The 22667-nt window shown below is 66.4% G+C and carries 24 protein-coding genes; 23 read left to right on the top strand and 1 reads right to left on the bottom strand.

What is annotated here, in order from left to right; all coding sequences use genetic code 11:
* The 21 genes from AC11WY_RS06750 to AC11WY_RS06650 form a co-directional block, all read left to right on the top strand.
* Positions 1 to 1206: NADH-quinone oxidoreductase subunit D (locus AC11WY_RS06750; protein WP_482923807.1), on the top strand; the 1206-nt coding region annotated here is incomplete at its 5' end.
* Positions 1203 to 1481 (top strand): hypothetical protein, encoded by a 279-nt coding sequence (locus AC11WY_RS06745; protein ID WP_482923805.1) that lies wholly within the window; start codon positions 1203 to 1205, stop codon positions 1479 to 1481. The genes AC11WY_RS06750 and AC11WY_RS06745, both read left to right, overlap by 4 nt.
* 28 nt (positions 1482 to 1509) lie before the next feature.
* Positions 1510 to 1884: a hypothetical protein gene (locus tag AC11WY_RS06740; RefSeq protein WP_482923803.1), complete on the top strand. Its 375-nt coding sequence runs from the start codon at positions 1510 to 1512 to the stop codon at positions 1882 to 1884.
* Positions 1884 to 2894: an NADH-quinone oxidoreductase subunit NuoE gene (gene nuoE, locus AC11WY_RS06735; RefSeq protein ID WP_482923801.1), complete on the top strand. Its 1011-nt coding sequence runs from the start codon at positions 1884 to 1886 to the stop codon at positions 2892 to 2894. The genes AC11WY_RS06740 and nuoE overlap by 1 nt, the downstream gene beginning before the upstream one ends.
* A gap of 4 nt (positions 2895 to 2898) precedes the next feature.
* Positions 2899 to 3129, top strand: coding sequence for a DUF5337 domain-containing protein (locus tag AC11WY_RS06730; RefSeq protein WP_482923799.1), 231 nt, complete (start codon positions 2899 to 2901; stop codon positions 3127 to 3129).
* 9 nt (positions 3130 to 3138) lie between these two features.
* Positions 3139 to 4434 (top strand): NADH-quinone oxidoreductase subunit NuoF, encoded by a 1296-nt coding sequence (gene nuoF / locus AC11WY_RS06725; RefSeq protein WP_482923797.1) that lies wholly within the window; start codon positions 3139 to 3141, stop codon positions 4432 to 4434.
* Between the two features lie 3 nt (positions 4435 to 4437).
* Positions 4438 to 5214, top strand: coding sequence for a class I SAM-dependent methyltransferase (locus AC11WY_RS06720; protein WP_482923795.1), 777 nt, complete (start codon positions 4438 to 4440; stop codon positions 5212 to 5214).
* A gap of 138 nt (positions 5215 to 5352) precedes the next feature.
* A complete protein-coding gene (nuoG, locus tag AC11WY_RS06715; RefSeq protein ID WP_482923793.1) occupies positions 5353 to 7374 on the top strand; it encodes an NADH-quinone oxidoreductase subunit NuoG in 2022 nt (673 codons plus the stop codon).
* Between the two features lie 6 nt (positions 7375 to 7380).
* Positions 7381 to 7791 carry a hypothetical protein gene (locus tag AC11WY_RS06710; RefSeq protein WP_482923792.1) on the top strand — a complete coding sequence of 137 codons (411 nt, stop codon included), beginning with the start codon at positions 7381 to 7383 and terminating at the stop codon, positions 7789 to 7791.
* A 27-nt stretch (positions 7792 to 7818) separates the two neighbouring features.
* Positions 7819 to 8856, top strand: a complete 1038-nt coding sequence (nuoH, locus tag AC11WY_RS06705) for an NADH-quinone oxidoreductase subunit NuoH (protein WP_482923790.1) — start codon at positions 7819 to 7821, stop codon at positions 8854 to 8856.
* Position 8857: 1 nt separating this feature from the next.
* Positions 8858 to 9073, top strand: coding sequence for a hypothetical protein (locus tag AC11WY_RS06700; protein WP_482923788.1), 216 nt, complete (start codon positions 8858 to 8860; stop codon positions 9071 to 9073).
* A 1-nt stretch (position 9074) separates the two neighbouring features.
* Positions 9075 to 9566 (top strand): NADH-quinone oxidoreductase subunit NuoI, encoded by a 492-nt coding sequence (gene nuoI / locus AC11WY_RS06695; RefSeq protein ID WP_482923787.1) that lies wholly within the window; start codon positions 9075 to 9077, stop codon positions 9564 to 9566.
* A complete protein-coding gene (locus tag AC11WY_RS06690; protein WP_482923785.1) occupies positions 9563 to 9973 on the top strand; it encodes a carboxymuconolactone decarboxylase family protein in 411 nt (136 codons plus the stop codon). The genes nuoI and AC11WY_RS06690 overlap by 4 nt, the downstream gene beginning before the upstream one ends.
* Positions 9970 to 10584 carry an NADH-quinone oxidoreductase subunit J gene (locus AC11WY_RS06685; protein WP_482923784.1) on the top strand — a complete coding sequence of 205 codons (615 nt, stop codon included), beginning with the start codon at positions 9970 to 9972 and terminating at the stop codon, positions 10582 to 10584. Before AC11WY_RS06690 ends, AC11WY_RS06685 begins: the two co-directional genes overlap by 4 nt.
* 109 nt (positions 10585 to 10693) lie before the next feature.
* A complete protein-coding gene (nuoK, locus tag AC11WY_RS06680) occupies positions 10694 to 10999 on the top strand; it encodes an NADH-quinone oxidoreductase subunit NuoK (RefSeq protein ID WP_482923782.1) in 306 nt (101 codons plus the stop codon).
* A gap of 6 nt (positions 11000 to 11005) precedes the next feature.
* Complete coding sequence (nuoL, locus tag AC11WY_RS06675; protein ID WP_482923780.1) at positions 11006 to 13018, top strand: NADH-quinone oxidoreductase subunit L; 2013 nt, start codon at positions 11006 to 11008, stop codon at positions 13016 to 13018.
* A complete protein-coding gene (locus tag AC11WY_RS06670) occupies positions 13018 to 14568 on the top strand; it encodes an NADH-quinone oxidoreductase subunit M (RefSeq protein ID WP_482923779.1) in 1551 nt (516 codons plus the stop codon). Before nuoL ends, AC11WY_RS06670 begins: the two co-directional genes overlap by 1 nt.
* 12 nt (positions 14569 to 14580) lie before the next feature.
* Positions 14581 to 16020 carry an NADH-quinone oxidoreductase subunit NuoN gene (nuoN, locus tag AC11WY_RS06665; RefSeq protein WP_482923777.1) on the top strand — a complete coding sequence of 480 codons (1440 nt, stop codon included), beginning with the start codon at positions 14581 to 14583 and terminating at the stop codon, positions 16018 to 16020.
* Between the two features lie 19 nt (positions 16021 to 16039).
* Positions 16040 to 16768 (top strand): biotin--[acetyl-CoA-carboxylase] ligase, encoded by a 729-nt coding sequence (locus AC11WY_RS06660; protein ID WP_482923775.1) that lies wholly within the window; start codon positions 16040 to 16042, stop codon positions 16766 to 16768.
* A 13-nt stretch (positions 16769 to 16781) separates the two neighbouring features.
* The gene (locus tag AC11WY_RS06655) at positions 16782 to 17561 is read left to right on the top strand and encodes a type III pantothenate kinase (protein ID WP_482923773.1); all 780 of its coding nucleotides are present in this window, start codon (positions 16782 to 16784) and stop codon (positions 17559 to 17561) included.
* Positions 17558 to 19237: a ribonuclease J gene (locus AC11WY_RS06650; RefSeq protein WP_482923772.1), complete on the top strand. Its 1680-nt coding sequence runs from the start codon at positions 17558 to 17560 to the stop codon at positions 19235 to 19237. Before AC11WY_RS06655 ends, AC11WY_RS06650 begins: the two co-directional genes overlap by 4 nt.
* Before the next feature lie 54 nt (positions 19238 to 19291).
* Here the strand turns inward: AC11WY_RS06650 and AC11WY_RS06645 are convergent, their stop codons facing one another.
* Positions 19292 to 20818 carry a DEAD/DEAH box helicase gene (locus tag AC11WY_RS06645; protein WP_482923770.1) on the bottom strand — a complete coding sequence of 509 codons (1527 nt, stop codon included), beginning with the start codon at positions 20816 to 20818 and terminating at the stop codon, positions 19292 to 19294.
* A 289-nt stretch (positions 20819 to 21107) separates the two neighbouring features.
* Between AC11WY_RS06645 and AC11WY_RS06640 the strand changes: the two genes are divergently transcribed.
* Both AC11WY_RS06640 and AC11WY_RS06635 read left to right on the top strand, forming a co-directional pair.
* Complete coding sequence (locus AC11WY_RS06640; protein WP_482923769.1) at positions 21108 to 21533, top strand: OsmC family peroxiredoxin; 426 nt, start codon at positions 21108 to 21110, stop codon at positions 21531 to 21533.
* A gap of 156 nt (positions 21534 to 21689) precedes the next feature.
* Complete coding sequence (locus AC11WY_RS06635) at positions 21690 to 22499, top strand: transglutaminase-like domain-containing protein (protein ID WP_482923768.1); 810 nt, start codon at positions 21690 to 21692, stop codon at positions 22497 to 22499.
* Positions 22500 to 22667: the final 168 nt, after the last annotated feature.

The following is a 22667-nucleotide window of genomic DNA, read 5'->3' as shown; positions in this document are numbered from 1 at the left end:
GACGGCAAGTTCGACGATGCCGTGACCGGCGAGCAACGCATCCGCAACTTCAACATCAACTTCGGCCCGCAACACCCTGCCGCGCATGGTGTTTTGCGTCTGGTGCTGGAGTTGGACGGCGAGATTGTGGAACGCTGCGACCCGCATATCGGGCTGTTGCACCGCGGCACCGAAAAGCTGATGGAATCGCGCACTTACCTGCAGAACCTGCCGTATTTCGACCGGCTGGACTATGTGGCGCCGATGAATCAGGAACATGCCTGGTGTCTGGCGATCGAGAAGCTGACCGGGGTCGTGGTGCCGCGCCGCGCGTCGCTGATCCGTGTGCTCTACTCGGAAATCGGCCGCGTCCTGAACCACCTGCTGAACGTCACCACGCAGGCGATGGACGTGGGCGCGCTGACGCCGCCGCTCTGGGGTTTTGAAGAGCGCGAAAAGCTGATGGTGTTCTACGAACGCGCCTCGGGGGCGCGGCTGCACGCCGCCTATTTCCGCCCCGGCGGCGTGCATCAGGATCTGACGCCGAAACTGATCGAGGATATCGACCAGTGGGCGATCGAATTCCCGCGCGTGCTCGACGATATCGACGGGTTGCTGACCGAGAACCGCATCTTCAAGCAGCGCAACGTCGATATCGGCGTGGTGACGGAAGAAGACATCCAGCTTTGGGGCTTTTCGGGCGTGATGGTACGCGGTTCGGGCCTCGCCTGGGATTTGCGCCGCAGCCAGCCCTATGAGTGCTACGACGAGTTCGAGTTCAAGATTCCGATCGGCAAGAACGGCGACTGTTACGATCGCTATCTGTGCCGCATGGCCGAGATGCGCGAGTCGACGCACATCGTGCGGCAGGCGCTGGCCAAGCTGCGCGCCGAACCCGGCGACGTGCTGGCGCGCGGCAAGCTGACGCCGCCGAAGCGGGCCGAGATGAAAACCTCGATGGAGGCGCTGATCCACCACTTCAAGCTTTACACCGAAGGCTTCCACGTTCCGGCGGGCGAGGTTTACTGCCCGATCGAGGCGCCCAAGGGCGAGTTCGGCGTCTATCTGGTCGCTGACGGCAGCAACAAACCCTACCGCGCCAAGATCCGCGCGCCGGGGTTCCTGCACCTGCAGGCGATGGACTTCATCGCCTCGGGCCACCTGCTGGCCGACGTGTCGGCGATCATCGGCTCGCTCGACGTGGTGTTCGGGGAGATCGACCGGTGACCTTGCGCAGCGCGCTTCTCGCGGCGGGCCTGATCCTCGCGGCGCTTTCGGCGCTTGCCGAGGGCGGGCCGCGGCCGGAAGAGATTGCGGCCTTTATGGCGGCGGTCAAGGCGGCGGGCTGCGTGGTGTCGCCGGACAATGCCCAGAACATCATCGCGGCTTCCGGCCTCGGGCCGGAAAAGGCGGCTGCGGCCTCGCAGCGGCTGAAGGAACAGGGCAAGCTTCTGACCGGCGCCAACATGAACCTGACCCTCGTGCCGGAGCTTTGCAAATGACCGCTGCGCGCACTTCGGGATCGTGCCAGTGATCCCGCTCGCCCCCCTTGCCATCGCCTTGTCGGCGGGTGGCATCCTGATCACCGGGATGCTGGCCGTGCTGTTCCTGCGCGATCCGGTCAAGGGGCTGGCGCAGACCACCCACCGGCTGGCCGATCTGCCCAAGGTGATGGCCGACCGCTACGTCGCCTTCACCGCGCTGGCGGCTGGCGCCACGCTTTACCGCGACCTGAAGGTGATCGCCTTCCTGTTCGCCGTCTTCGCCTTCATGGCCTTCGCCGATGCCTGGATCTATGCCCGGCAGGGTCACGCCACGTCAAAACACCTGACCGCCGGGATCGCGGCCGCGCTGGTCTGCGCGGTCGCCCTTGCCGCCCTTTCCCAGACCGGAGCAGCTTCCTGATGCTACGTCGCCTCGCCCCCCACCAGCCCGAAGCCTTCGCCTTCAGCCCCGCCAATCAGGCCTGGGCGGAAACGCAGATCACGAAATATCCGCCCGGCCGACAGGCCTCGGCGATCATCCCGCTGTTGTGGCGGGCGCAGGAGCAGGAAGGCTGGCTCAGCCGCCCGGCGATCGAGCATGTCGCCGACCGGCTCGGCATGGCCTATATCCGCGCGTTGGAGGTGGCGACCTTCTACTTCATGTTCCAGCTTGAACCGGTCGGCTCGGTCGCGCATGTGCAGGTCTGCGGCACGCTGTCGTGCATGCTCTGCGGGTCGGAAGACCTGATCGCGGTCTGCAAATCGAAGATCGCGGCGCGGCCGCACATGCTGTCGGCCGATGGCAAGTTCTCGTGGGAAGAGGTCGAATGCCTGGGCGCCTGCGCGAACGCGCCGATGGCCCAGATCGGCAAGGATTACTACGAAGACCTGACGGCGGCGAAGTTCGAGGCGCTGCTGGCCGAGATGGCGGCGGGCCGCGTGCCGGTGCCCGGCCCGCAGAACGGCCGCTATGCCGCCGAGCCGCGGTCGGGGCTGACCAGCCTGACCGACCACGCGGCGGGCCGCGCGCGCTACAACGCCAGCGCGCAGGCGGCGGTGGAGATGGGCGATACGCTGAAACGCATCGACGGCACCGAGATGGTGCTGACTGCGCCTTGGCTGGGCAAGGTCGCTCCGGCTCCGGCCTCGACGCCCGCTGCTGCGCCCGCCGAGGCCGCCCGCCCGGTGGCGCTGACGGCGGCGCGCGAAGGCGGCGCGGATGATCTGGCGCGGATCAAGGGCATTGGCCCCAAGCTCGCGGTGCTGTGCAACAGCCTGGGCATCTACCACTTCGACCAGATCGCGGGCTGGACGGCGGCCGAGGTGGCGTGGATGGATGACAACCTCGAAGGCTTCAAGGGCCGCGTCACCCGCGACGACTGGGTCGCGCAGGCGCGGGCGCTTGCCGCCGACAAGGGCGGGGTCGCCTGAACCGATGGCCCGCAAACCCACCCCCGCCGAGGACGCGCATCTTGCCAGCCAGGCCCGGCTGGCGGCGATCGTGATCGCGGCGACGGGCATCCTGTGGGTGCTGGGCAACTATCTGGGCGGGAAGCTGGGCATCGACGCCCGTTATGCCTTCCTGCTCGACTTCGCGGCGCTGGCCGCATTCGTCTGGGCGCTGGTCGTGACCTGGCGTGTCTTTCGCCGCCGCCAGGGAAATTGAGGAACTGACATGCTGACCGATCAGGATCGCATCTTCACCAACATCTACGGGATGCACGACCGCACCCTGGCGGGCGCGCGCAAGCGTGGCGCCTGGGACGGCACCAAGGACATCCTCGCCCGCGGGCGTGACACGCTGGTGGAACAGATCAAGGCCAGCGGGTTGCGCGGCCGCGGCGGGGCGGGGTTTCCGACCGGGCTGAAATGGTCGTTCATGCCCAAGCAGTCCGACGGGCGGCCCTGCTACCTGACGATCAACGCCGACGAATCCGAACCCGGCACCTGCAAGGACCGCGAGATCATGCGCCACGACCCGCACACGCTGGTCGAAGGCGCGCTGATCGCCAGTTTCGCGATGGGCGCCCATGCCGCCTACATCTACATCCGCGGCGAATACATCCGCGAGCGCGAGGCGCTGCAACGCGCGATCGACGAAGCCTATGACGCCGGGCTGATCGGCAAGAACGCCAGCGGCTCGGGCTGGGATTTCGACCTTTACCTGCACCACGGCGCCGGCGCCTACATCTGCGGCGAGGAAACCGCGATGCTGGAAAGCCTGGAGGGCAAGAAGGGCATGCCGCGGATGAAGCCGCCGTTCCCCGCCGCGTCGGGGCTTTACGGCTGCCCGACCACGGTGAACAACGTCGAGTCGATCGCCGTGGTTCCCACCATCCTGCGGCGCGGCCCGGAATGGTTCGCGGGCTTCGGACGGCCCAACAACGCGGGCACCAAGCTCTTTGCGATCTCGGGCCACGTCAACAACCCCTGCGTGGTCGAGGAAGCGATGTCGATCCCGCTGCAGGAACTGCTGGAAAAGCATTGCGGCGGCGTGCGCGGCGGCTGGAAGAACCTCAAGGCGGTGATCCCCGGCGGCTCGTCGGTGCAACTGCTGCGCGCCGAGGAATGCGACGACGCGATCATGGATTTCGACTGGCTGCGCGAGAAACGCTCGGGCCTTGGCACTGCGGCGGTGATCGTGATGGACCAGTCCACCGACATCATCAAGGCGATCTGGCGGCTGTCGAAGTTCTACAAGCACGAGTCCTGCGGCCAGTGCACCCCCTGCCGCGAAGGCACCGGCTGGATGATGCGCGTGATGGACCGTCTGGTGCGCGGCGAGGCGGAACTGGAAGAGATCGACATGCTGCAACAGGTGACCAAGCAGGTTGAAGGCCACACGATCTGCGCCCTGGGCGACGCGGCAGCCTGGCCGATCCAGGGTCTGATCCGGCAATTCCGCGGCGAGATCGAGGACCGCATCAAGGCCCGCAAGACCGGGCGCATGGGCGCGATGGCGGCGGAGTAGGCCGTGACGGCAGGGGATCGGGAAACGGGCATGGTGCCGGGGATCGACAGTGCGACGGAACAGGGCGGCGGCGGGCCGGTGCCCGGCGTCACGCTGTTCGGTGACGATCTCGACGCGCTTTATGCGGGAGCCGACGCGATCGAGCGCGAGGTCGATCTGCAGGGCTGGCGCGGCTCGACCCATCCGCTACTCGATGCGGTGATCCGCGAGTTCCGCCCCGCGACGATCATCGAGATCGGCGTCTGGAAGGGCCGCTCGGTGGTGCACATGGCGCGGGTCGCGCTGGCGATCGGGCTGACGCCGCGGATCTATGCGGTGGATACCTGGCTCGGCTCGCCCGAGCACTGGACCAACGACGCGATGCGCGCCGATCTGCGCCTGCGCAACGGCTATCCGACGCTCTACGAGACCTTTCTCAAGAACATCCGCGCCGAGGGGCTCGACGCGGTGATCGAGCCGGTGCCGATGCCGTCGGAAACCGCCGCGGTGGTTTTTGCGCGCAAGGGCGTGAAGGCCGATCTGATCCATATCGACGGCGGCCACGAGTTTGAAAGCGTGCTGCGCGATCTGACCCAGTTCTACCCGCTGCTGTCGGAGAACGGCGTGATCGTGGGCGACGATTACGGCACCGGCTGGCGCGGGGTCAAACGGGCCTTCGACCGCTTCGCCGCGCGCAACGAGGCCAAGCTGTTCGGCGTGCGGCGCAAATGCGTGCTGGCGCGGGCCGATCTGTTCGATGCCCGCGTGGTGCCGATGCTGGCGCGCGAGGGCTTGCAATGACCGGGCGGCGTGCGCGGTGCCGCGGCTTCGGCCCGGCGGATGACGGGATCACCGGCCCTGCCTTCGGCGGGCCGCAAGGGAACACGGCGACCGGGCGGACGATCCGCCGCGGGGCCGCAAAGACGGCGGAGCAGGCTCATGGCTGACCTCAAGAAAATCAGCATCGACGGCATCGTGGTCGAGGTCGATGGCGCGATGACGCTGATCCAGGCGGCGGAAGTCGCTGGGGTGGAGATCCCGCGCTTTTGCTACCACGAGCGGCTGACCATCGCGGGCAACTGCCGGATGTGCCTGGTGGAAGTGGCCGGCGGCCCGCCGAAGCCCGCCGCAAGCTGCGCCATGCAGGTGCGCGACCTGCGCCCCGGCCCGAACGGCGAGCCGCCGGTGGTCAAGACCAACACCCCGATGGTGCGCCACGCCCGTGAAGGCGTGATGGAGTTCCTGCTGATCAACCACCCGCTCGACTGCCCGATCTGCGATCAGGGCGGCGAGTGCGATCTGCAGGATCAGGCGATGGCCTACGGCGTCGATTTCAGCCGTTACCGCGAACCGAAACGGGCGAGCGAGGATCTGAACCTCGGCCCGCTGGTCGCCACCGCGATGACGCGCTGCATTTCCTGCACCCGCTGCGTGCGCTTCACCTCGGAAGTCGCCGGGATCACCCAGATGGGCCAGACCGGGCGCGGCGAAGATGCCGAGATCACCAGCTACCTGAACCAGACGCTTGACTCGAACCTGCAGGGCAACATCATCGACCTCTGCCCGGTCGGCGCGCTGACCTCCAAGCCCTACGCCTTTACCGCGCGGCCGTGGGAGCTGACCAAGACCGAGACCATCGACGTGATGGACGCTCTGGGCAGCAACATCCGCGTCGATACCAAGGGCCGCGAAGTGATGCGGATCATCCCGCGCAACAACGACGGCGTGAATGAGGAATGGATCAGCGACAAGACCCGCTTCGTCTGGGACGGCCTGCGGCGTCAGCGGCTCGATACGCCCTACATCCGCGAGGGTGGCAAGCTGCGCCGTGCGGGCTGGGGCGAGGCTTTGGCGGCGGTAGCCAAGGCGATGAAGGGCAAGCGGGTTGCCGGGCTGGTCGGCGATCTGGTCCCGGTCGAGGCGGCCTTTGCGCTGAAGGGGCTGATCGAGGGGCTGGGCGGCCATGTCGAGTGCCGCACCGATGGCGCCAAGCTGCCGATCGGCAACCGCTCGGCCTATGTCGGCAATGCGCGGATCGAGGATATCGACGGCGCGAAGGGCATCCAGTTGATCGGCACCAACCCGAGGGACGAGGCGCCGGTGCTGAACGCCCGCATCCGCAAGGCCTGGACCAATGGCGCGGTGGTCGGGCTGGTCGGCGCGGCCGTCGACCTGACCTATGACTACCACCACAACGGCACCGACCGCGCCGCGCTGGTGGCGCTGACCGAGGCGAGCTATTCCGACGCGATGAAGGCCAAGAGCAACATCGTCATCGTCGGGCAGGGCGCGATCAACGAGGCCGACGGCGAGGCGGTGCTGGCGCTGGCGATGAAGCTGTGCGAGGTGTCGAACGCGAAACTGCTGGTGCTGCACACCGCCGCCGCCCGCGTCGGCGCGATGGACGTGGGCGCGGTGACCGAGGGCGGCCTGAGCGCCGCGCTGGACGGGGCCGGGGTGGTCTACAACCTCGGCGCCGACGAGGTGGAAATTGCGCCGGGCGCCTTCGTGATCTATCAGGGCAGCCACGGCGACCGCGGCGCGCATCGCGCCGACGTGGTGCTGCCCGCCGCCGCCTATACCGAGGAAACCGGGCTATTCGTCAACACCGAGGGGCGGCCGCAACTGGCGCTCCGCGCTGGCTTCCCGCCGGGCGAGGCGAAGGAAAACTGGGCGATCCTGCGGGCGCTGTCGGCGGACCTGGGCCAGACCCAACCCTGGGATACCCTGTCAGACCTGCGCCGCGCGCTGATCGCCGCGCATCCGCATCTGGCGGGCATCGACCTTGTGCCCGACAACGGCTGGACGCCGCTGGCGGTGCGCCCCCCCGCCAGGGCCGAGTTCCGCAACGCGGTGAAGGATTTCTACCTGACCAACCCGATTGCGCGGGCCTCGGGCCTGATGGCGGAACTGTCGCTGGCGCAGGCCGCGCGGCACGCCCCCCCGCTGGCGGCGGAGTGACAGCGGATGCGCCTGCGTCGCGGCCTCTGCGTAATCAGCCTGACCGCCCTGGCGGGGCTGGCGGGCTGCGCGGACCAGCCCTCGCAGGGGATGGGGCAGGGCGATTTTCACCCGACCTATCTGGGCATCAAGACGGTGCTGCTGGATGGCGATCTGGTGGATTTCGTGGTGTCGATGAAGGACGCGCGCACCGATGCCGATGTGGACGCCTACGCCCGCTGTGCGGCGGCGCAATATGCGCTGATCCGGGGCTTCGGATTTGCCCGCCATGTGCGGACGAATGTGGCGCAAGAGGGTGGCGTTTGGCGCGGGGATGCGGTTTACACCATCTCGGCCGCGCTGCCCCAGGGGTTGATGACGATCGACGCCGAGGTGACGGTGCGCGATTGCGGAATGCAGGGAATACCGACGGTCTGACGACCGAGGGTCAGAGGATGAGGCACGATGGCTGACTTTCTGCAAACGGGACTGGGCACGACGCTGCTGATCTTGCTTCAGGGCCTTCTGATCATCGCTTTCGTGATGATCTCGCTGCTGTTCCTCGTCTACGGCGACCGCAAGATCTGGGCCGCCGTGCAGATGCGGCGCGGCCCCAACGTGGTGGGCGCCTTCGGTCTGCTGCAATCGGTGGCCGACGCGCTGAAATACGTGGTCAAGGAAATCGTCGTGCCCGCCGGGGCCGACAAGGTGGTGTTCTTCCTCGCCCCGATGCTGTCCTTCGTGCTGGCGGTGCTGGCCTGGGCGGTGATCCCCTTCGCCCAAGGCTGGGTGCTGTCCGACATCAACGTGGCGATCCTCTTTGTCTTCGCGGTGTCGTCGCTGGAGGTTTACGGCGTCATCATGGGCGGCTGGGCCTCGAACTCGAAATACCCGTTCCTCGGGTCGCTGCGCTCGGCGGCGCAGATGATTTCCTACGAGGTGTCGCTGGGGCTGATCATCATCGGCATCATCATCTCGACCGGCAGCATGAACTTCGGCGACATCGTGAACGCGCAGCGCGGGCATCTGGGCCTGTTGAACTGGTACTGGCTGCCGCACCTGCCGATGGTGGTCTTGTTCTTCATCTCGGCGCTGGCCGAAACCAACCGCCCGCCGTTCGACCTGCCGGAGGCGGAGTCGGAACTGGTCGCGGGGTTCATGGTCGAGTATTCCTCCACCCCCTACCTGCTGTTCATGGCCGGCGAATACATCGCGATCTTTCTGATGTGCGCGCTGATCTCGCTCTTGTTCTTCGGCGGCTGGCTCAGCCCGATCCCCGGCCTGCCGGACGGCGTGCTGTGGATGGTGGCCAAGATGTCGTTCTTCTTCTTCATGTTCGCCATGGTGAAGGCGATCGTGCCGCGCTACCGCTACGACCAACTGATGCGGATCGGCTGGAAGGTGTTCCTGCCGATGAGCCTCGGCTGGGTGGTGATCGTGGCGTTCCTGGCGAAATACGACGTGCTCTGGGGGCTTTGGGCCCGCTACACGGTGGGGGGCTGAGATGGGCGAGAGTGTCGACAACCTCGTGCTTGAACAGCTTCGGCTGATCCGGGAAAAGCTCGGGCAGGTTGAAGGAAGGATTGGCGAGCTGGCCGAGAAGATTGACGATCTGAAGCTGGGTCAGGAGGGCCAGACCGGCATCCTTATCGGGCTCGGTCAGTACATTCACTCGATCGACACCCGTGTCGAGCACCTCGAACAGAAGATGGGGGCCTGAGATGACCATCGACGTGAACCGCGCCATCAAATACTTCTTCCTGGCGGATTTCATCAAAGGCTTCGGTCTGGGCATGAAGTATTTCCTCGCGCCGAAAGCGACGCTGAACTACCCGCACGAAAAGGGGCCGCTGTCGCCCCGTTTCCGTGGCGAACACGCGCTGCGCCGCTATCCTTCGGGCGAGGAACGCTGCATCGCCTGCAAGCTCTGTGAGGCGATCTGCCCGGCGCAGGCGATCACCATCGACGCCGAACCCCGCGACGACGGCAGCCGCCGCACCACGCGCTATGACATCGACATGACCAAGTGCATCTACTGCGGCTTCTGTCAGGAAGCCTGCCCGGTGGATGCCATCGTCGAAGGCCCGAACTTCGAATTCGCCGCCGAAAGCCGGGAAGAGCTTTACTTCGACAAGGCCAAACTGCTGGACAACGGCGACCGCTGGGAAGCCGAGATCGCTCGCAACCTCGCCGTGGACGCGCCCTACAGATGACCGAGGATTTCACCAAACTGTTCAAGTCGATGATGGAGCAGGGCCAGGAGATGGTCCGCGCATTCAATCCGGCCTTGGAGACCATGCAGGTGAAGGGGTTCGACACCCTGTTCCCCACCATGACCAGGGACATGATGGAAATGTGGTTCGGCAAGACCTTCAACAAGGAAGGTCTGGACGCCAAGACCCGGCTACTGGTGACGCTGGCCGCGCTGACGGTGTTGGGCGCGCAGGCCGAGCCGCAGATCCGGCTGACCATCCGGCACGCGCTGGCAGCGGGGGCGACGAAGCGCGAGATTGCGGAAGTGATCTCGCAGATGAGCATGTTCGGCGGCCTGCCCGCCATGACCAAGGCGCTGGAGATCGCTCAGGGCGTCTTTGGCGAAACCGGGGAGGACAGCGAATGACTGTCGCGGCGTTTGCCTTCTATCTGTTCGCGATCACGGCGGTGGCCGCGGGCGTCTTTGTCGTGACGGCGCGGAACCCGGTGCACTCGGTGCTGTGGCTGATCCTCGCCTTCCTGTCGGCGGCCGGGCTGTTCGTGCTGATGGGGGCCGAGTTCGTGGCGATGCTGCTGATCATCGTCTATGTCGGCGCGGTGGCTGTGCTGTTTCTCTTCGTCGTGATGATGCTGGATGTCGATTTCGCCGAGTTGAAGGCCGAGATGGTGAAATACATGCCGCTGGGCCTGCTGATCGGCGTCGTCCTGCTGATGCAGGTCTTCATGGTCGTCGGCGTCTGGCACAGCTCGGACGCGGCCGAGGGGCTGCGCGGGGCGGTGACGCCGGACTTGACCAAGGTGCAAAACACCCGCGCGCTGGGGCTGCTGCTCTACGACAAGTATGTGCTTTTGTTCATGATCGCGGCGCTGATCCTGCTGGTCGCGATGATCGGGGCGATCGTGCTGACAATGCGGCACCGCAAGGACGTGAAGCGGCAGAACGTGCTGGCGCAGATGTGGCGCGATCCGGCCAAGGCGATGGAACTGATCGACGTGAAGCCGGGGCAGGGGTTGTAAATCCCCGCGCAAGCGGGGGTGACAGACGGCGAGATGTAACTGGGAGGCCCCCGCTTGCGCGGGGCTGACAGACGGCAAGAATATCGGGCGCTGACCCGGAGGGACGCGAATGATCGGACTGACACAATACCTGGTGGTGGCGGCGGCGCTGTTCGTCATCGGCATCTTCGGCATCTTCCTGAACCGGAAGAACGTGATCGTCATCCTGATGTCGATCGAGCTGATGCTGCTGGCCGTCAACATCAACCTCGTCGCCTTCTCCAGCTTCGCGCACGACCTGGTGGGGCAGGTGTTCACCATGTTCGTGCTGACCGTCGCGGCGGCCGAGGCGGCGATCGGGCTGGCGATCCTGGTCAGCTTCTTCCGGACGCGCGGCAGCATCGCCGTCGAAGACGTCAACGTGATGAAGGGCTGAAGGCGCATGGTACAGATCATCCTTTTCGCGCCGCTCGTCGGCGCCCTGATCGGCGGCTTCTTCTGGCAAGCCATCGGCGAAAAGCCCGCGCAATACCTGACGACGGGCCTCTTGTTCCTCGCCTGCCTGTTGTCCTGGGTCGTGTTCGTGACCTTCGACGGCACCACGACGCATATCGAGATCATGCGCTACATCACCTCGGGCAGCCTGGATACCTGGTGGGCGATCCGGTTGGACCGGCTGACGGCGATCATGCTGATCGTGGTCACCACGGTGTCATCGCTGGTCCATATGTATTCGCTCGGCTACATGGCGCATGACGAGAACTGGACCGCGGATCAGCCCTACAAGGCGCGTTTCTTCGCCTACCTCTCGTTCTTCACCTTCACCATGCTGGCGCTGGTGACCGCCGACAACCTGGTGCAGATGTTCTTTGGCTGGGAAGGCGTGGGCGTCGCCTCCTACCTGCTGATCGGGTTCTACTACAAGAAACCCTCGGCCAACGCCGCCGCGATCAAGGCCTTCGTGGTCAACCGGGTCGGCGATTTCGGCTTTGCGCTTGGCATCTTCGCGCTGTTCTTCCTGGTGGACAGCACCGACTTCGACACCATCTTCACCAAGGTGCCGACGCTGGCGACCACCAACCTGACGTTCCTGTGGACGCAGTGGAACGCCGCCGACCTGATCGGGGTGCTCTTGTTCATCGGCGCCTCCGGCAAGTCGGCGCAACTCTTCCTGCACACCTGGTTGCCCGACGCGATGGAGGGCCCGACGCCGGTGTCCGCGCTGATCCACGCCGCCACGATGGTGACGGCGGGGGTGTTCCTGGTCTGCCGGATGTCGCCGCTTTACGAATACGCGCCGCACGCCCGCACGCTGGTCTTGGTGATGGGCGCCTCGACCGCGTTCTTTGCCGCCACCGTCGGTCTGGTGCAGAACGACATCAAGCGCGTCATCGCCTATTCGACCTGCTCGCAACTGGGCTACATGTTCGCCGCCGCGGGTTCGGGCGTCTACGGCGTGGCGATGTTCCACCTGCTGACGCATGCCTTCTTCAAGGCGATGCTGTTCCTCGGCGCGGGCTCGGTCATCACCGCGATGCACCACGAACAGGACATGCGCGCCTACGGCGGCCTGCGCACGAAGATCCCGCTGACGTTCTGGGCGATGATGATCGGCACGCTGGCGATCACCGGCGTCGGCATCCCGTTCTCGGGCGCGCTCTTCGGCGTGCCGATCGGCTTTGCCGGCTTCCTGTCGAAGGACGCGATCATCGAAAGCACCTATGCGGGCGGCTCGATGTATGCCTTCACGCTGCTGGTCGTCGCGGCCTGCTTCACCAGCTTCTATTCGTGGCGGCTGATGTTCATGACCTTCTACGGCCAACCCAGGGGCGACCATCACGCGCATGACCACGCGCATGAAAGCCCGCTGGTGATGCTGATCCCGCTGGGCGTGCTGGCGCTTGGCGCGACCTTCGGCGGCATGATCTGGTACAACAGCTTCTTCGGCTCCGAAACGATCATGTCGCACTTCTTTGCGCTCGGCGAGCACGCCGCGGTGCCGGGGCAGGGCGCGATCTTCATGGGGCCTGACAATCATGTGATCGAACACGCGCATGAAAGCCCGGTCTGGGTCAGCCTGTCGCCCTTCATCGCGATGCTGCTGGGCTTTGCCGTGGCGTGGAAGATGTATATCCGCTCGCCCGAGCTTCCGGCCAAGCTGGCCGAGATCAACCGGCCGCTTTACCTCTTCCTGCTCAACAAGTGGTATTTCGACGAGATCTATGACGCGATCTTCGTGCGCCCGGCGCTCGGCCTTGGCCGCCTCTTGTGGAAAAAGGGCGATGGCGAGGTGATCGACGGCACCATCAACGGCGTGGCGATGGGCATCGTGCCCTGGTTCACCCGGCTCGCGGGGCGTGCCCAGTCGGGCTACCTCTTCCACTACGCCTTCGCGATGGTGATCGGGATCGGCGTTCTGATGACCTGGATGACACTGACCGGAGGGGCGCACTGATGGGCAACCTGCTTTCCCTCATCACCTTCACGCCGCTGGTGGCGGCGGTGATCCTCGCGCTGTTCCTGCGCGGCGGTGATGCCGCGGCGGCGCGCAACGCGAAATGGCTGGCGCTGGCCGCGACTACGCTGACCTTCGTGATCTCGCTGCTGCTGCTGACCGGGTTCGACCCGCACGCGCCGGGCTTCCAGTTCGTCGAGGACCGGCCCTGGATTCTGGGCCTGCACTACAAGCTGGGCGTCGATGGCCTGTCGGTGCTCTTTGTGCTGCTGACCACCGCGCTGATGCCGCTGACCATCGCCGCCTGCTGGAAGGTGGATGTGCGCGTCAAGGAATACATGATCGCCTTCCTGGTGCTGGAAACGCTGATGATCGGCGTCTTCGTGGCGCTGGACCTCGTGCTGTTCTACTTCTTCTTCGAGGCCGGGCTGATCCCGATGTTCCTGATCATCGGCATCTGGGGCGGCAAGGATCGCATCTACGCCTCGTTCAAGTTCTTCCTCTACACCTTTCTCGGCTCGGTCCTGATGCTGGTCGCGATGATCGCGATGTATGCGCAGGCGGGCACCACCGACATTCCGACGCTGCTGACCTTCCAGTTCAGCGCGGGGCCGATCAGCCTTCTGGGCTGGCAGATCGCGGGCGGGGTGCAGACGCTGCTGTGGCTCGCGTTCTTCGCCAGCTTCGCGGTGAAGATGCCGATGTGGCCAGTGCACACCTGGCTGCCCGATGCGCACGTGCAGGCGCCCACGGCGGGCTCGGTGGTGCTGGCGGCGATCCTGCTGAAGATGGGCGGCTACGGCTTCCTGCGCTTCAGCCTGCCGATGTTCCCGGTGGCGAGCCATCTGCTGGGGCCGTTCGTGCTCTGGCTCTCGGTGATCGCCATCGTCTACACCAGCCTCGTCGCGCTGGTGCAGCAGGACATGAAGAAGCTGATCGCCTATTCATCCGTCGCCCACATGGGCTTTGTCACGATGGGCCTGTTCGCCGCGAACCAGCAGGGCATCGACGGCGCGATCTTCCAGATGATCAGCCACGGCTTCGTGTCAGGCGCGCTCTTCCTCTGTGTCGGGGTGATCTACGACCGGATGCACACGCGCGAGATCGACGCCTATGGCGGGCTGGTGATCCGGATGCCGGTCTACGCGCTGGTCTTCATGTTCTTCACGATGGCGAACGTCGGCCTGCCGGGCACCTCGGGGTTCGTGGGTGAGTTCCTGACGCTGGTCGGCGTCTTCCAGGTCAACACCTGGGTGGCGGCGGTGGGCACGACCGGGGTGATCCTGTCGGCCTCCTATGCGCTCTGGCTTTACCGCCGGGTGGTGTTCGGCGATCTGGTGAAAGAGGCGCTGAAGACCATCACCGACATGGACCTGCGGGAACAGGCGATCTTTGCCCCGCTGGTCGCGATGACGCTGTTCCTCGGCGTCTACCCGAGCGCGGTGACCGACATCATCGGGCCCTCGGTGGCGGCGCTGGTGCAGCATTACGATACGCAGGTGGCGCAAGCCGCGGCGGCGGCGCAAGCCACCGAACTGGCACAGAACTGAAGGACCGAAGGCATGAACCCTGGCGATTTTTCCACCGCGCTGCCGGAAGTCCTGATCGCGGTCTATGCGATGGCCGCGCTGCTGTTCGGCGTCTATTCCGGCAAGGACAAGGCGGCCTCGCTGATCCTCTGGGCGACGGCGGCGGTGTTCGTGCTGGTCGCGCTCTGGATCGGCACCACAAGCGGCAGCCGCACCGCCTTTGGCGGCATGTTCATCGACGACGCCTTCGCGCGCTTTGCCAAGGTGACGGTGCTGCTGTCGGCGGCGGCGGTGCTGGCGATCGGGCAGGACTACATGGCCCGGCGCGACCTGCTGCGGTTCGAATATCCGGTGCTGATCGCGCTGGCCGTGGTCGGCATGATGATCATGGTTTCGGCCGGTGACCTGATGTCGCTGTACATGGGGCTGGAGCTGCAATCGCTGGCGCTTTACGTCGTGGCCTCGCTGCGGCGCGACAACGAGAAATCGGCCGAGGCGGGCCTGAAATACTTCGTGCTGGGCGCGCTGTCCTCGGGCCTCTTGCTCTACGGCGCCTCGCTGACCTACGGCTTTGCCGGCACCACGCTTTTCTCCGGCATCATCACCACGGTGCATCAGGGCGAGATGTCGATGGGGCTGCTGTTCGGCCTGGTGTTCCTGCTCTCGGGCCTTGCCTTCAAGATCTCGGCGGTGCCCTTCCACATGTGGACGCCCGACGTCTACGAAGGCTCGCCCACGCCGGTGACCGCCTTCTTCGCCACCGCGCCCAAGGTGGCCGCGATGGCGCTGATCGCGCGGCTGGCCGAGGGCGCCTTCGGCACCGCGCCGAAGGACTGGGGGCAGGTGCTGGCGCTGCTGTCGGTCGCCTCGATGTATCTGGGCGCGGTGGCGGCGATCGGGCAGAAGGATATCAAGCGTCTGATGGCCTATTCCTCGATCAGCCACATGGGCTTTGCGCTGATGGGGCTGGCGGCGGGCACGGCGGGCGGCGTCAAGGCGATGCTGATCTACATGGTGATCTATGTCACCATGAACGTCGGCGCCTTCGCCTTCATCCTGTCGATGGAGAAGGACGGCAAGCCGGTCACCGACATCGCCAGCCTGCGGATGTATTCGCGCCGCGAGCCGCTGAAGGCGCTGGCGATCATGGTGCTGATGTTCTCGCTTGCCGGGGTGCCGCCGATGGTCGGCTTCTTCGGGAAGTTCTATGTGCTGATGGCGGCGGTGAATGCGGGCATGGCCTGGCTGGCCATCCTTGGCGTGATCGCCTCGGTGATCGGCGCGTTCTACTATCTGCGCATCGTCTACTACATGTACTTCGGCGAGGATCGCGAAGGGATCGACGCGGGCACCATGCGCCCGGTCGCTTGGGTCGCGCTGATGGCCTCGGCGGCGATCATGGTGGTGGGGGTGGTGAACCTCTTCGGGGTCGAGGCGCTGGCGCAGGCCGCCGCGGGCGCGCTTGTCCACTGAGGAGGCATGGCCCGCGGGCGTGGCACGCCACGTCCTGGGTCAGACCGATTCCACCAATGCCGAAGCCGCCCGGCTGGCGCCGTCGCTGACGGGCCCCGCTTGGATCATGGCGCGGCACCAGACTGCGGCGCGCGGTCGCCGGGGCCGGGCCTGGGCGATGCCCGAAGGCAACTTCGCCGCCACGCTGGTGATGAAGCCGACCGAACGGCCCGAGGTGGTGGCGCTGCGCAGCTTTGTCGCCGCGCTGGCGCTTTCCGATGCCTTCGTGGCGGTCAGCGGCCGGGCCGAGCCCTTTGCGCTGAAATGGCCCAATGACGTGCTGCTGAATGGCGGCAAGGTGGCGGGCATCCTGCTGGAAAGCGTCGGGCAGGGCGCGGGTGTGGCGCATCTGGCGATCGGCATCGGGGTCAACCTTGTCGCCGCGCCCGGCGCCGATCAGGTCGAGCCCCGCGCGCTGCGCCCGGTCAGCCTGCTGGAAGAGACCGGCGCGCGGGTGACGCCCGAGGAGTTCCTGAACGCCCTCGCCCCCGCCTATGCGGCTTGGGAAGCGATCTTCACCACATCGGGCTTCGCCCCGATCCGTGCCGCCTGGCTCGCCCGCGCGGCGCGGATCGGCCAGCCGATCACCGCGCGCACCGGCGCCGAGACGCTGCAAGGCACGTTTCAGACGGTGGACGACAGCGGCGCGCTGGTGCTGCAAACCGCGCAAGGCCGACGGGCGATCCCGGCGGCCGACGTGTTTTTCTGACAGGGGGGCGGCGATGCTTCTGGCGATCGACTGCGGCAATACCAACACGGTCTTTGCGATCTGGGACGGCGCGCGGTTCCTCGGAACCTGGCGCATCGCCACCGATCATCGCCGCACGGCGGATGAATACTTCGTCTGGCTCTCGTCGCTGATGCTGCTGACCAAGGTCGAGGCGACGATCACCGAGGCGATCATCTCCTCCACCGTGCCGCGCGTCGTGTTCAACCTGCGCGTGCTCTGCAACCGCTACTACGACTGCCGCCCGCTGGTGGTGGGCAAGCCGGAATGCCGCCTGCCGGTGGCCCCCCGCGTCGATCAGGGCACCACCGTCGGCCCCGACCGGCTGGTCAACACCGTGGGCAGCTTCGACCGTTACGGCGGCGACCTGATCGTGGTCGATTTCGGCACCGCCACCACCTTCGACGTGGTCGATATCGACGGCGCCTATATCGGCGGCGTGATCGCGCCCGGCGTGAACCTGTCGCTGGAGGCGCTGCACATGGCCGCCGCCGCGCTGCCGCATGTCGATGTCAGCCGCCCGCAGGCGGCGATCGGCACCAATACCGTCGCCTGCATGCAATCGGGCATCTTCTGGGGCTACATCGGCCTTTGCGAGGGCATCGTGCGCCAGATCCGCATCGAGCGCGACCGCCCGATGCGCGTCATTGCCACCGGCGGGCTTGCGCCGCTCTTCGATCAGGGGTTTACGCTCTTCGACAAAGTTGACGATGACCTGACCATTCACGGCCTCACGGTCATCCACCGCTACAACATGGAACTGGAAACCGCATGAGCGACGAACGCCTGATCTATCTTCCCCTCGGCGGCGCGGGGGAGATCGGGATGAACTGCTACGTCTACGGCTACGGCCGCGAGGGGCGCGAGCGGCTGATCGTCGTCGATCTGGGCGTGACCTTCCCCGAGGCCGAAACCACGCCGGGGGTCGACCTGATCCTGCCCGACATCAAATGGCTGGCCGACCGCGCCGACCGGATCGAGGCGATCTTCATCACCCACGCGCACGAAGACCACGTCGGCGCCCTTGGCCATCTGTGGCCGCGGCTGCGCGCGCCGGTCTATTGCCGCCGCTTCACCGGCGCCATCGCCGCGCTGAAGCTGGAGGATCAGGGCCACCCCGCCAGCATCATCACCGTGGTCGAGCCGCGCCCCGACGTGGTCGAGGCCGGGCCGTTCCGGGTGCAGTTCGTGCCGGTGTCACACTCGATCCCGGAAAGCTCGGCGCTGATCATCGACACGCCGGTCGGGCGCATCGTGCATTCGGGCGATTTCAAGCTCGACCCGAACCCGATCGTGGGCGAGCCCTACGACCCCGACGAAAGCGATATCGTCGCGGGCGAGGGCGAGGGCGTGAAGGTGCTGGTCTGCGATTCGACCAACGTGTTCAGCCTGCATCCGGGCCGCAGCGAAAGCTCGATCGGCCCGGCGCTGCGCGAACTGGTGGAAGGTGCCTCGGGGCTGGTGGTGGCGACCACCTTCGCCTCGAACGTGGCGCGGCTGAAGACGCTGGCCGAGGCCGGGCGCGCGGCGGGGCGCACGGTCTGCCTGATGGGGCGCGCGATGAAGCGGATGGTGACGGCGGCGGTGGAAACCGGCGTGCTGACCGATTTCCCGCCCACCGTGCCGCCCGAGATGGCGGCCGAAATTCCGCGCGGCAACCTGATGCTGATCGTCACCGGCAGCCAGGGCGAACGCCGCGCCGCCTCGGCGCAGCTTTCCCGTGGCAAGTATCTGGGCATCGAGCTGAAGGAGGGCGACACGTTCCTGTTCTCCTCCAAGACGATCCCCGGCAATGAACGCGGCGTGAACCGCATCATCAACGCCTATTCGGAAATGGGCGTGAACGTGGTCGACGATCAGACCGGGCGCTATCACGTCTCGGGCCACGCCAACCGCCCCGATCTGGAACGGGTGCACGCCGCGATGAAGCCCGCGATGCTGATCCCGATGCACGGCGAACACCGCCACCTGCGCGAACACGCGCGGCTGGCGACGGCGAAGGGCATCGCCTCGGACGTGGTGACCAACGGCATGATGGTGGACCTGACCGGCGACTTCCCCGATGTGGTTGAATACATCGAAACCGGGCGCGTCTATCTGGACGGCACCGCGCTGGTGGGGGCGATGGATGGCGTGATCCGCGACCGCATCCGGATGGCGATGAACGGCCACGCGCTGATCACGCTGATCATGGACGAGGAAGAGGAACCGCTGGGCGACGCCTGGGCCGAACTGATGGGCCTGCCGCTGCGCGGCCGCAGCGGGCGGCTGCTGTCGGAGGTGGTCGAGGCCGATCTGGCCGAATTCCTCGGCAAGGCCGACGCGCGCCTCTTTGCCAATGACGACAAGATGGACGAGGCGGTGCGCCGCGTCGTGCGTCAGGCCGCGATGGAAGAGGTTGGCAAGAAGCCCGAGGTGACGGTGGTCGTCAGCCGCCTGCTGGCGGGCTGAGGCGCGCTGTCGATCGTCGCGAACTGAAACGCGCCCCCGAGGGGGCGCGTTTTGTCATTCGGAACTGGCTTGCGGCACGAAGCTGCGGGTCAGGAAATCCGGCATGTGGTCACCCATCCCCATCACGCGCTCATCATCGCGGCGCCGTTCGGGCGGGCGGCGCTCATTGCGGCGCTCCTCCGGGCGTTCCTCGCGCCGCACGGCGGGCCGGTCATCCCGACGCTCGCGACGGCGCGGCTCGGGCGCGGCTTCGGCGCGCGGCTCGACCTCGGCCACCTCGACGATCCGGGCCTCGACCTCGGGCAGCGGCTGCATCGCGGCCACCTGGTGGTGTGCGGCGACCGGGCGCGGCGGCGCATCGGGGCGCGTGGGGCGGCGTTCCGCGCGGGCCGGGCGGCGGCCACTGTCGCCATCACGCTCGGCACTCGCTTCGTAGTCAGGCACCGGGCCAAGCGGGATCGTCTTCTTCAGCAGCGATTCAATGGCGCTGATGTATTTGTCGTCGGCGGGCACGGCGATGGTATAGGACTTGCCCAGCCGCCCGGCGCGGCCGGTGCGGCCGATCCGGTGCACATAATCCTCGGGGTGGGTCGGCACGTCGAAGTTGAAGATGTGGCTGACCGCCGGAATGTCCAGGCCCCGCGCCGCCACGTCGGAGGCGACGAGCAAGTGCAGCGAGCCGTCACGGAAGCTGTCCAGCGTCTTGGTGCGCATCGACTGATCCAGGTCGCCGTGGATCGGCGCCGCGTTGAACCCGTGCTGTTTCAGCGACTTGGCGACCACGTCCACATCCATCTTGCGGTTGCAGAAGATGATCGCGTTGGTGCAGGCCTCGCCTTCCTGGCGGATCAAGGACCGCAGCACGGCACGCTTTTCGGCAAAGCCGCGATCCTTGCGGACCGGCTTGATCGCGATCAGTTGCTGTTCGATCGTCTCCGACGCCGTCGCCTGCCGCGCAACTTCGATCCGGGCCGGGCTGTGCAGGAAGGCGTTGGTGATGCGCTCGATCTCGGGCGCCATCGTGGCCGAGTAGAAGAACGTCTGCCGGGTGAAGGGCGTCAGGCTGAAGATGCGCTCGATATCCGGGATGAAGCCCATGTCGAGCATCCGGTCGGCCTCGTCCACCACCATGATCTGCACGCCGGTCAGCAACAGCTTGCCGCGCTCGAAATGGTCCAAGAGTCGGCCGGGGGTGGCGATCAGCACATCGACGCCGCGGTCGATCAGCTTGTCCTGTTCGCCGAACGACACGCCGCCGATCAGCAGCGCCTTGGTCAGCTTGAGATACTTCGTGTAGGTGTCGAAGTTCTCGGCGACCTGGGCGGCCAGTTCGCGCGTCGGGCACAGCACGAGGCTGCGCGGCATCCGCGCGCGGGCCCGGCCGTTGGCCAGCATGGTGATCATCGGCAGCACAAAGCTGGCGGTCTTGCCGGTGCCGGTCTGGGCGATCCCCAGCACGTCCTTGCCTTGCAGCGCGTACGGAATGGCCTGGGCCTGGATCGGGGTGGGGGTTTCGTAGCCGGCATCTGCAACGGCTTGCAAGACCCTCGGGTCCAGCGCGAGGTCGGAAAATTTGGTCATTGGCGTCCTGAAGAATGCGGCATCGGACCGCATGGATGAGTGGGACGCTGTTTACCGGGCGTCCCGGCGTCGGGTGAGTCTCTCCGAAAGGAGGTGCGAGCGGGTTAGCGCATAAACTTCACGAGGTCAATATTCGTGACGTGTCGGCATCGTTGGCGCGATCTGGCGGCGGATCGACGGATCGGGGGTGGCTGGCGTTTTCGGCTTGGCGCGCTAGATGTGGTGGGCAGGAGGCCGCCGCCGCCACAGCACGCCGGGGCAGCCGCGAGGAAACCCAAGGGAGATCAACATGATCCACAAATCCGCATCGGCCGTCTGGACTGGAAGCCTGAAAGACGGCGGCGGCATCGTCAGCACGCAAAGCGGGGCGCTGGCCGCCATCCCGTTCAGCTTTGCCACCCGGTTCGAGGACAAGGCGGGATCGAACCCCGAAGAGTTGATCGGCGCCGCCCATGCCGCCTGCTACTCGATGTTCCTGTCGGCGCTGATGGGCGGCGCCGGGATCACGCCCGCGTCGATCTCGACGACCTCGACCATCACGCTCGACCCCGCGACCGAGGGCAGCCCGACGGTGACCAAGGCGCATCTGGTGACGGTGGTGAAGGCCGACGCCTCGGCCGAGAAGGTGCACGAACTGGCGGCGCAGGCCAAGGCCAACTGCCCGATTTCCAAGCTGCTGAAGGCCGAGGTGACGCTGGAGGTGCAGATCGGCTGAGGCCCGCGCGCCACGGTTCGGCCGCCGCGCTGCAATCGGGTTGCGGCGGCGGCCGAACCGGCGCATTCTTTCGCGGATGCAGCATCATCCCGGGTCGGCGGGGTGGATGCCGATGCCTGTGCCGATCGGTGCGCGCTGGCGCGGAAGGAGCGACAGATGCTGATCCGCTACGGTTACGAGATCACGGTGACCTGCCCGCAACCGACGCCGATGGTCTGCCTGCTGACCGCCCATGCCGAAAACGCGCCCAACGTGCGCGCGCCGGAAGAGGTGATCGCCAATCCGGCCGTGCCGATGCGGACCTATACCGACCTTTTCGGCAACACCTGCCGCCGCTTCGTGGCGCCGGTCGGCGATTTCACCCTTTGGGGCGACGGGGTGATGGAAAACAGCGGCTTGCCGGACGTTGTTCAACTGGATGCCGCCGAGGTTCCGGTCGCCGACCTGCCCGATGATTGCCTCGTCTACCTGATGGGCAGCCGCTACTGCGAGACCGACAAGCTGAGCCCGATCGCCTGGAACCTGTTCGGCGGGGCCCGCCCCGGCTGGAACCGGGTGCAGGCGATCTGCGACTACGTCAAGGGCCACATCCGGTTCGACTACCTGCAGGCGCGATCGACCCGCACCGCCTTTGACGGCTGGCAGGAACAGGTCGGCGTCTGCCGCGACTATGCCCACCTCGCCATCGCCTTCTGCCGCTGCATGAACATCCCCGCCCGCTATGTGAACGGCCACCTCAGCGACATCGGCGTGCCGATCACCAGCGACATGGACTATTCCGCCTGGATGGAGGTTTACCTCGGCGGCCGCTGGTGGACCTTCGATCCGCGCAACAACGTGCCCCGCATCGGCCGCATCGTGGTGGCGCGCGGCCGCGATGCCACCGACGTGCCGCTGATCAACTCGTTCGGGCCGCACCTGCTGAAGGGGTTCCGGGTCTGGACCTATCCGGTGGAAACGGTGTGAGGCGGGCGGAAACACCCCGGAACCCTTGCACCGCAGTTTGACGCTTTTGCCCGATGTGTCCGTCGACACATCGGGCCGCGCCTGCCTGCCGCTGGCAGGCGCGTGACCGCGCCAGCCCAGGCAGGCGCGCCAATGATGGGCGCTCGCGCTCCCGGCCGCACGCGCCTT

The sequence above is a fragment of the Solirhodobacter sp. genome (genome assembly GCF_964715405.1).
Note: the sequence above shows the minus strand (reverse complement) of the source record. Positions and strands in the feature narration are given on the sequence as shown.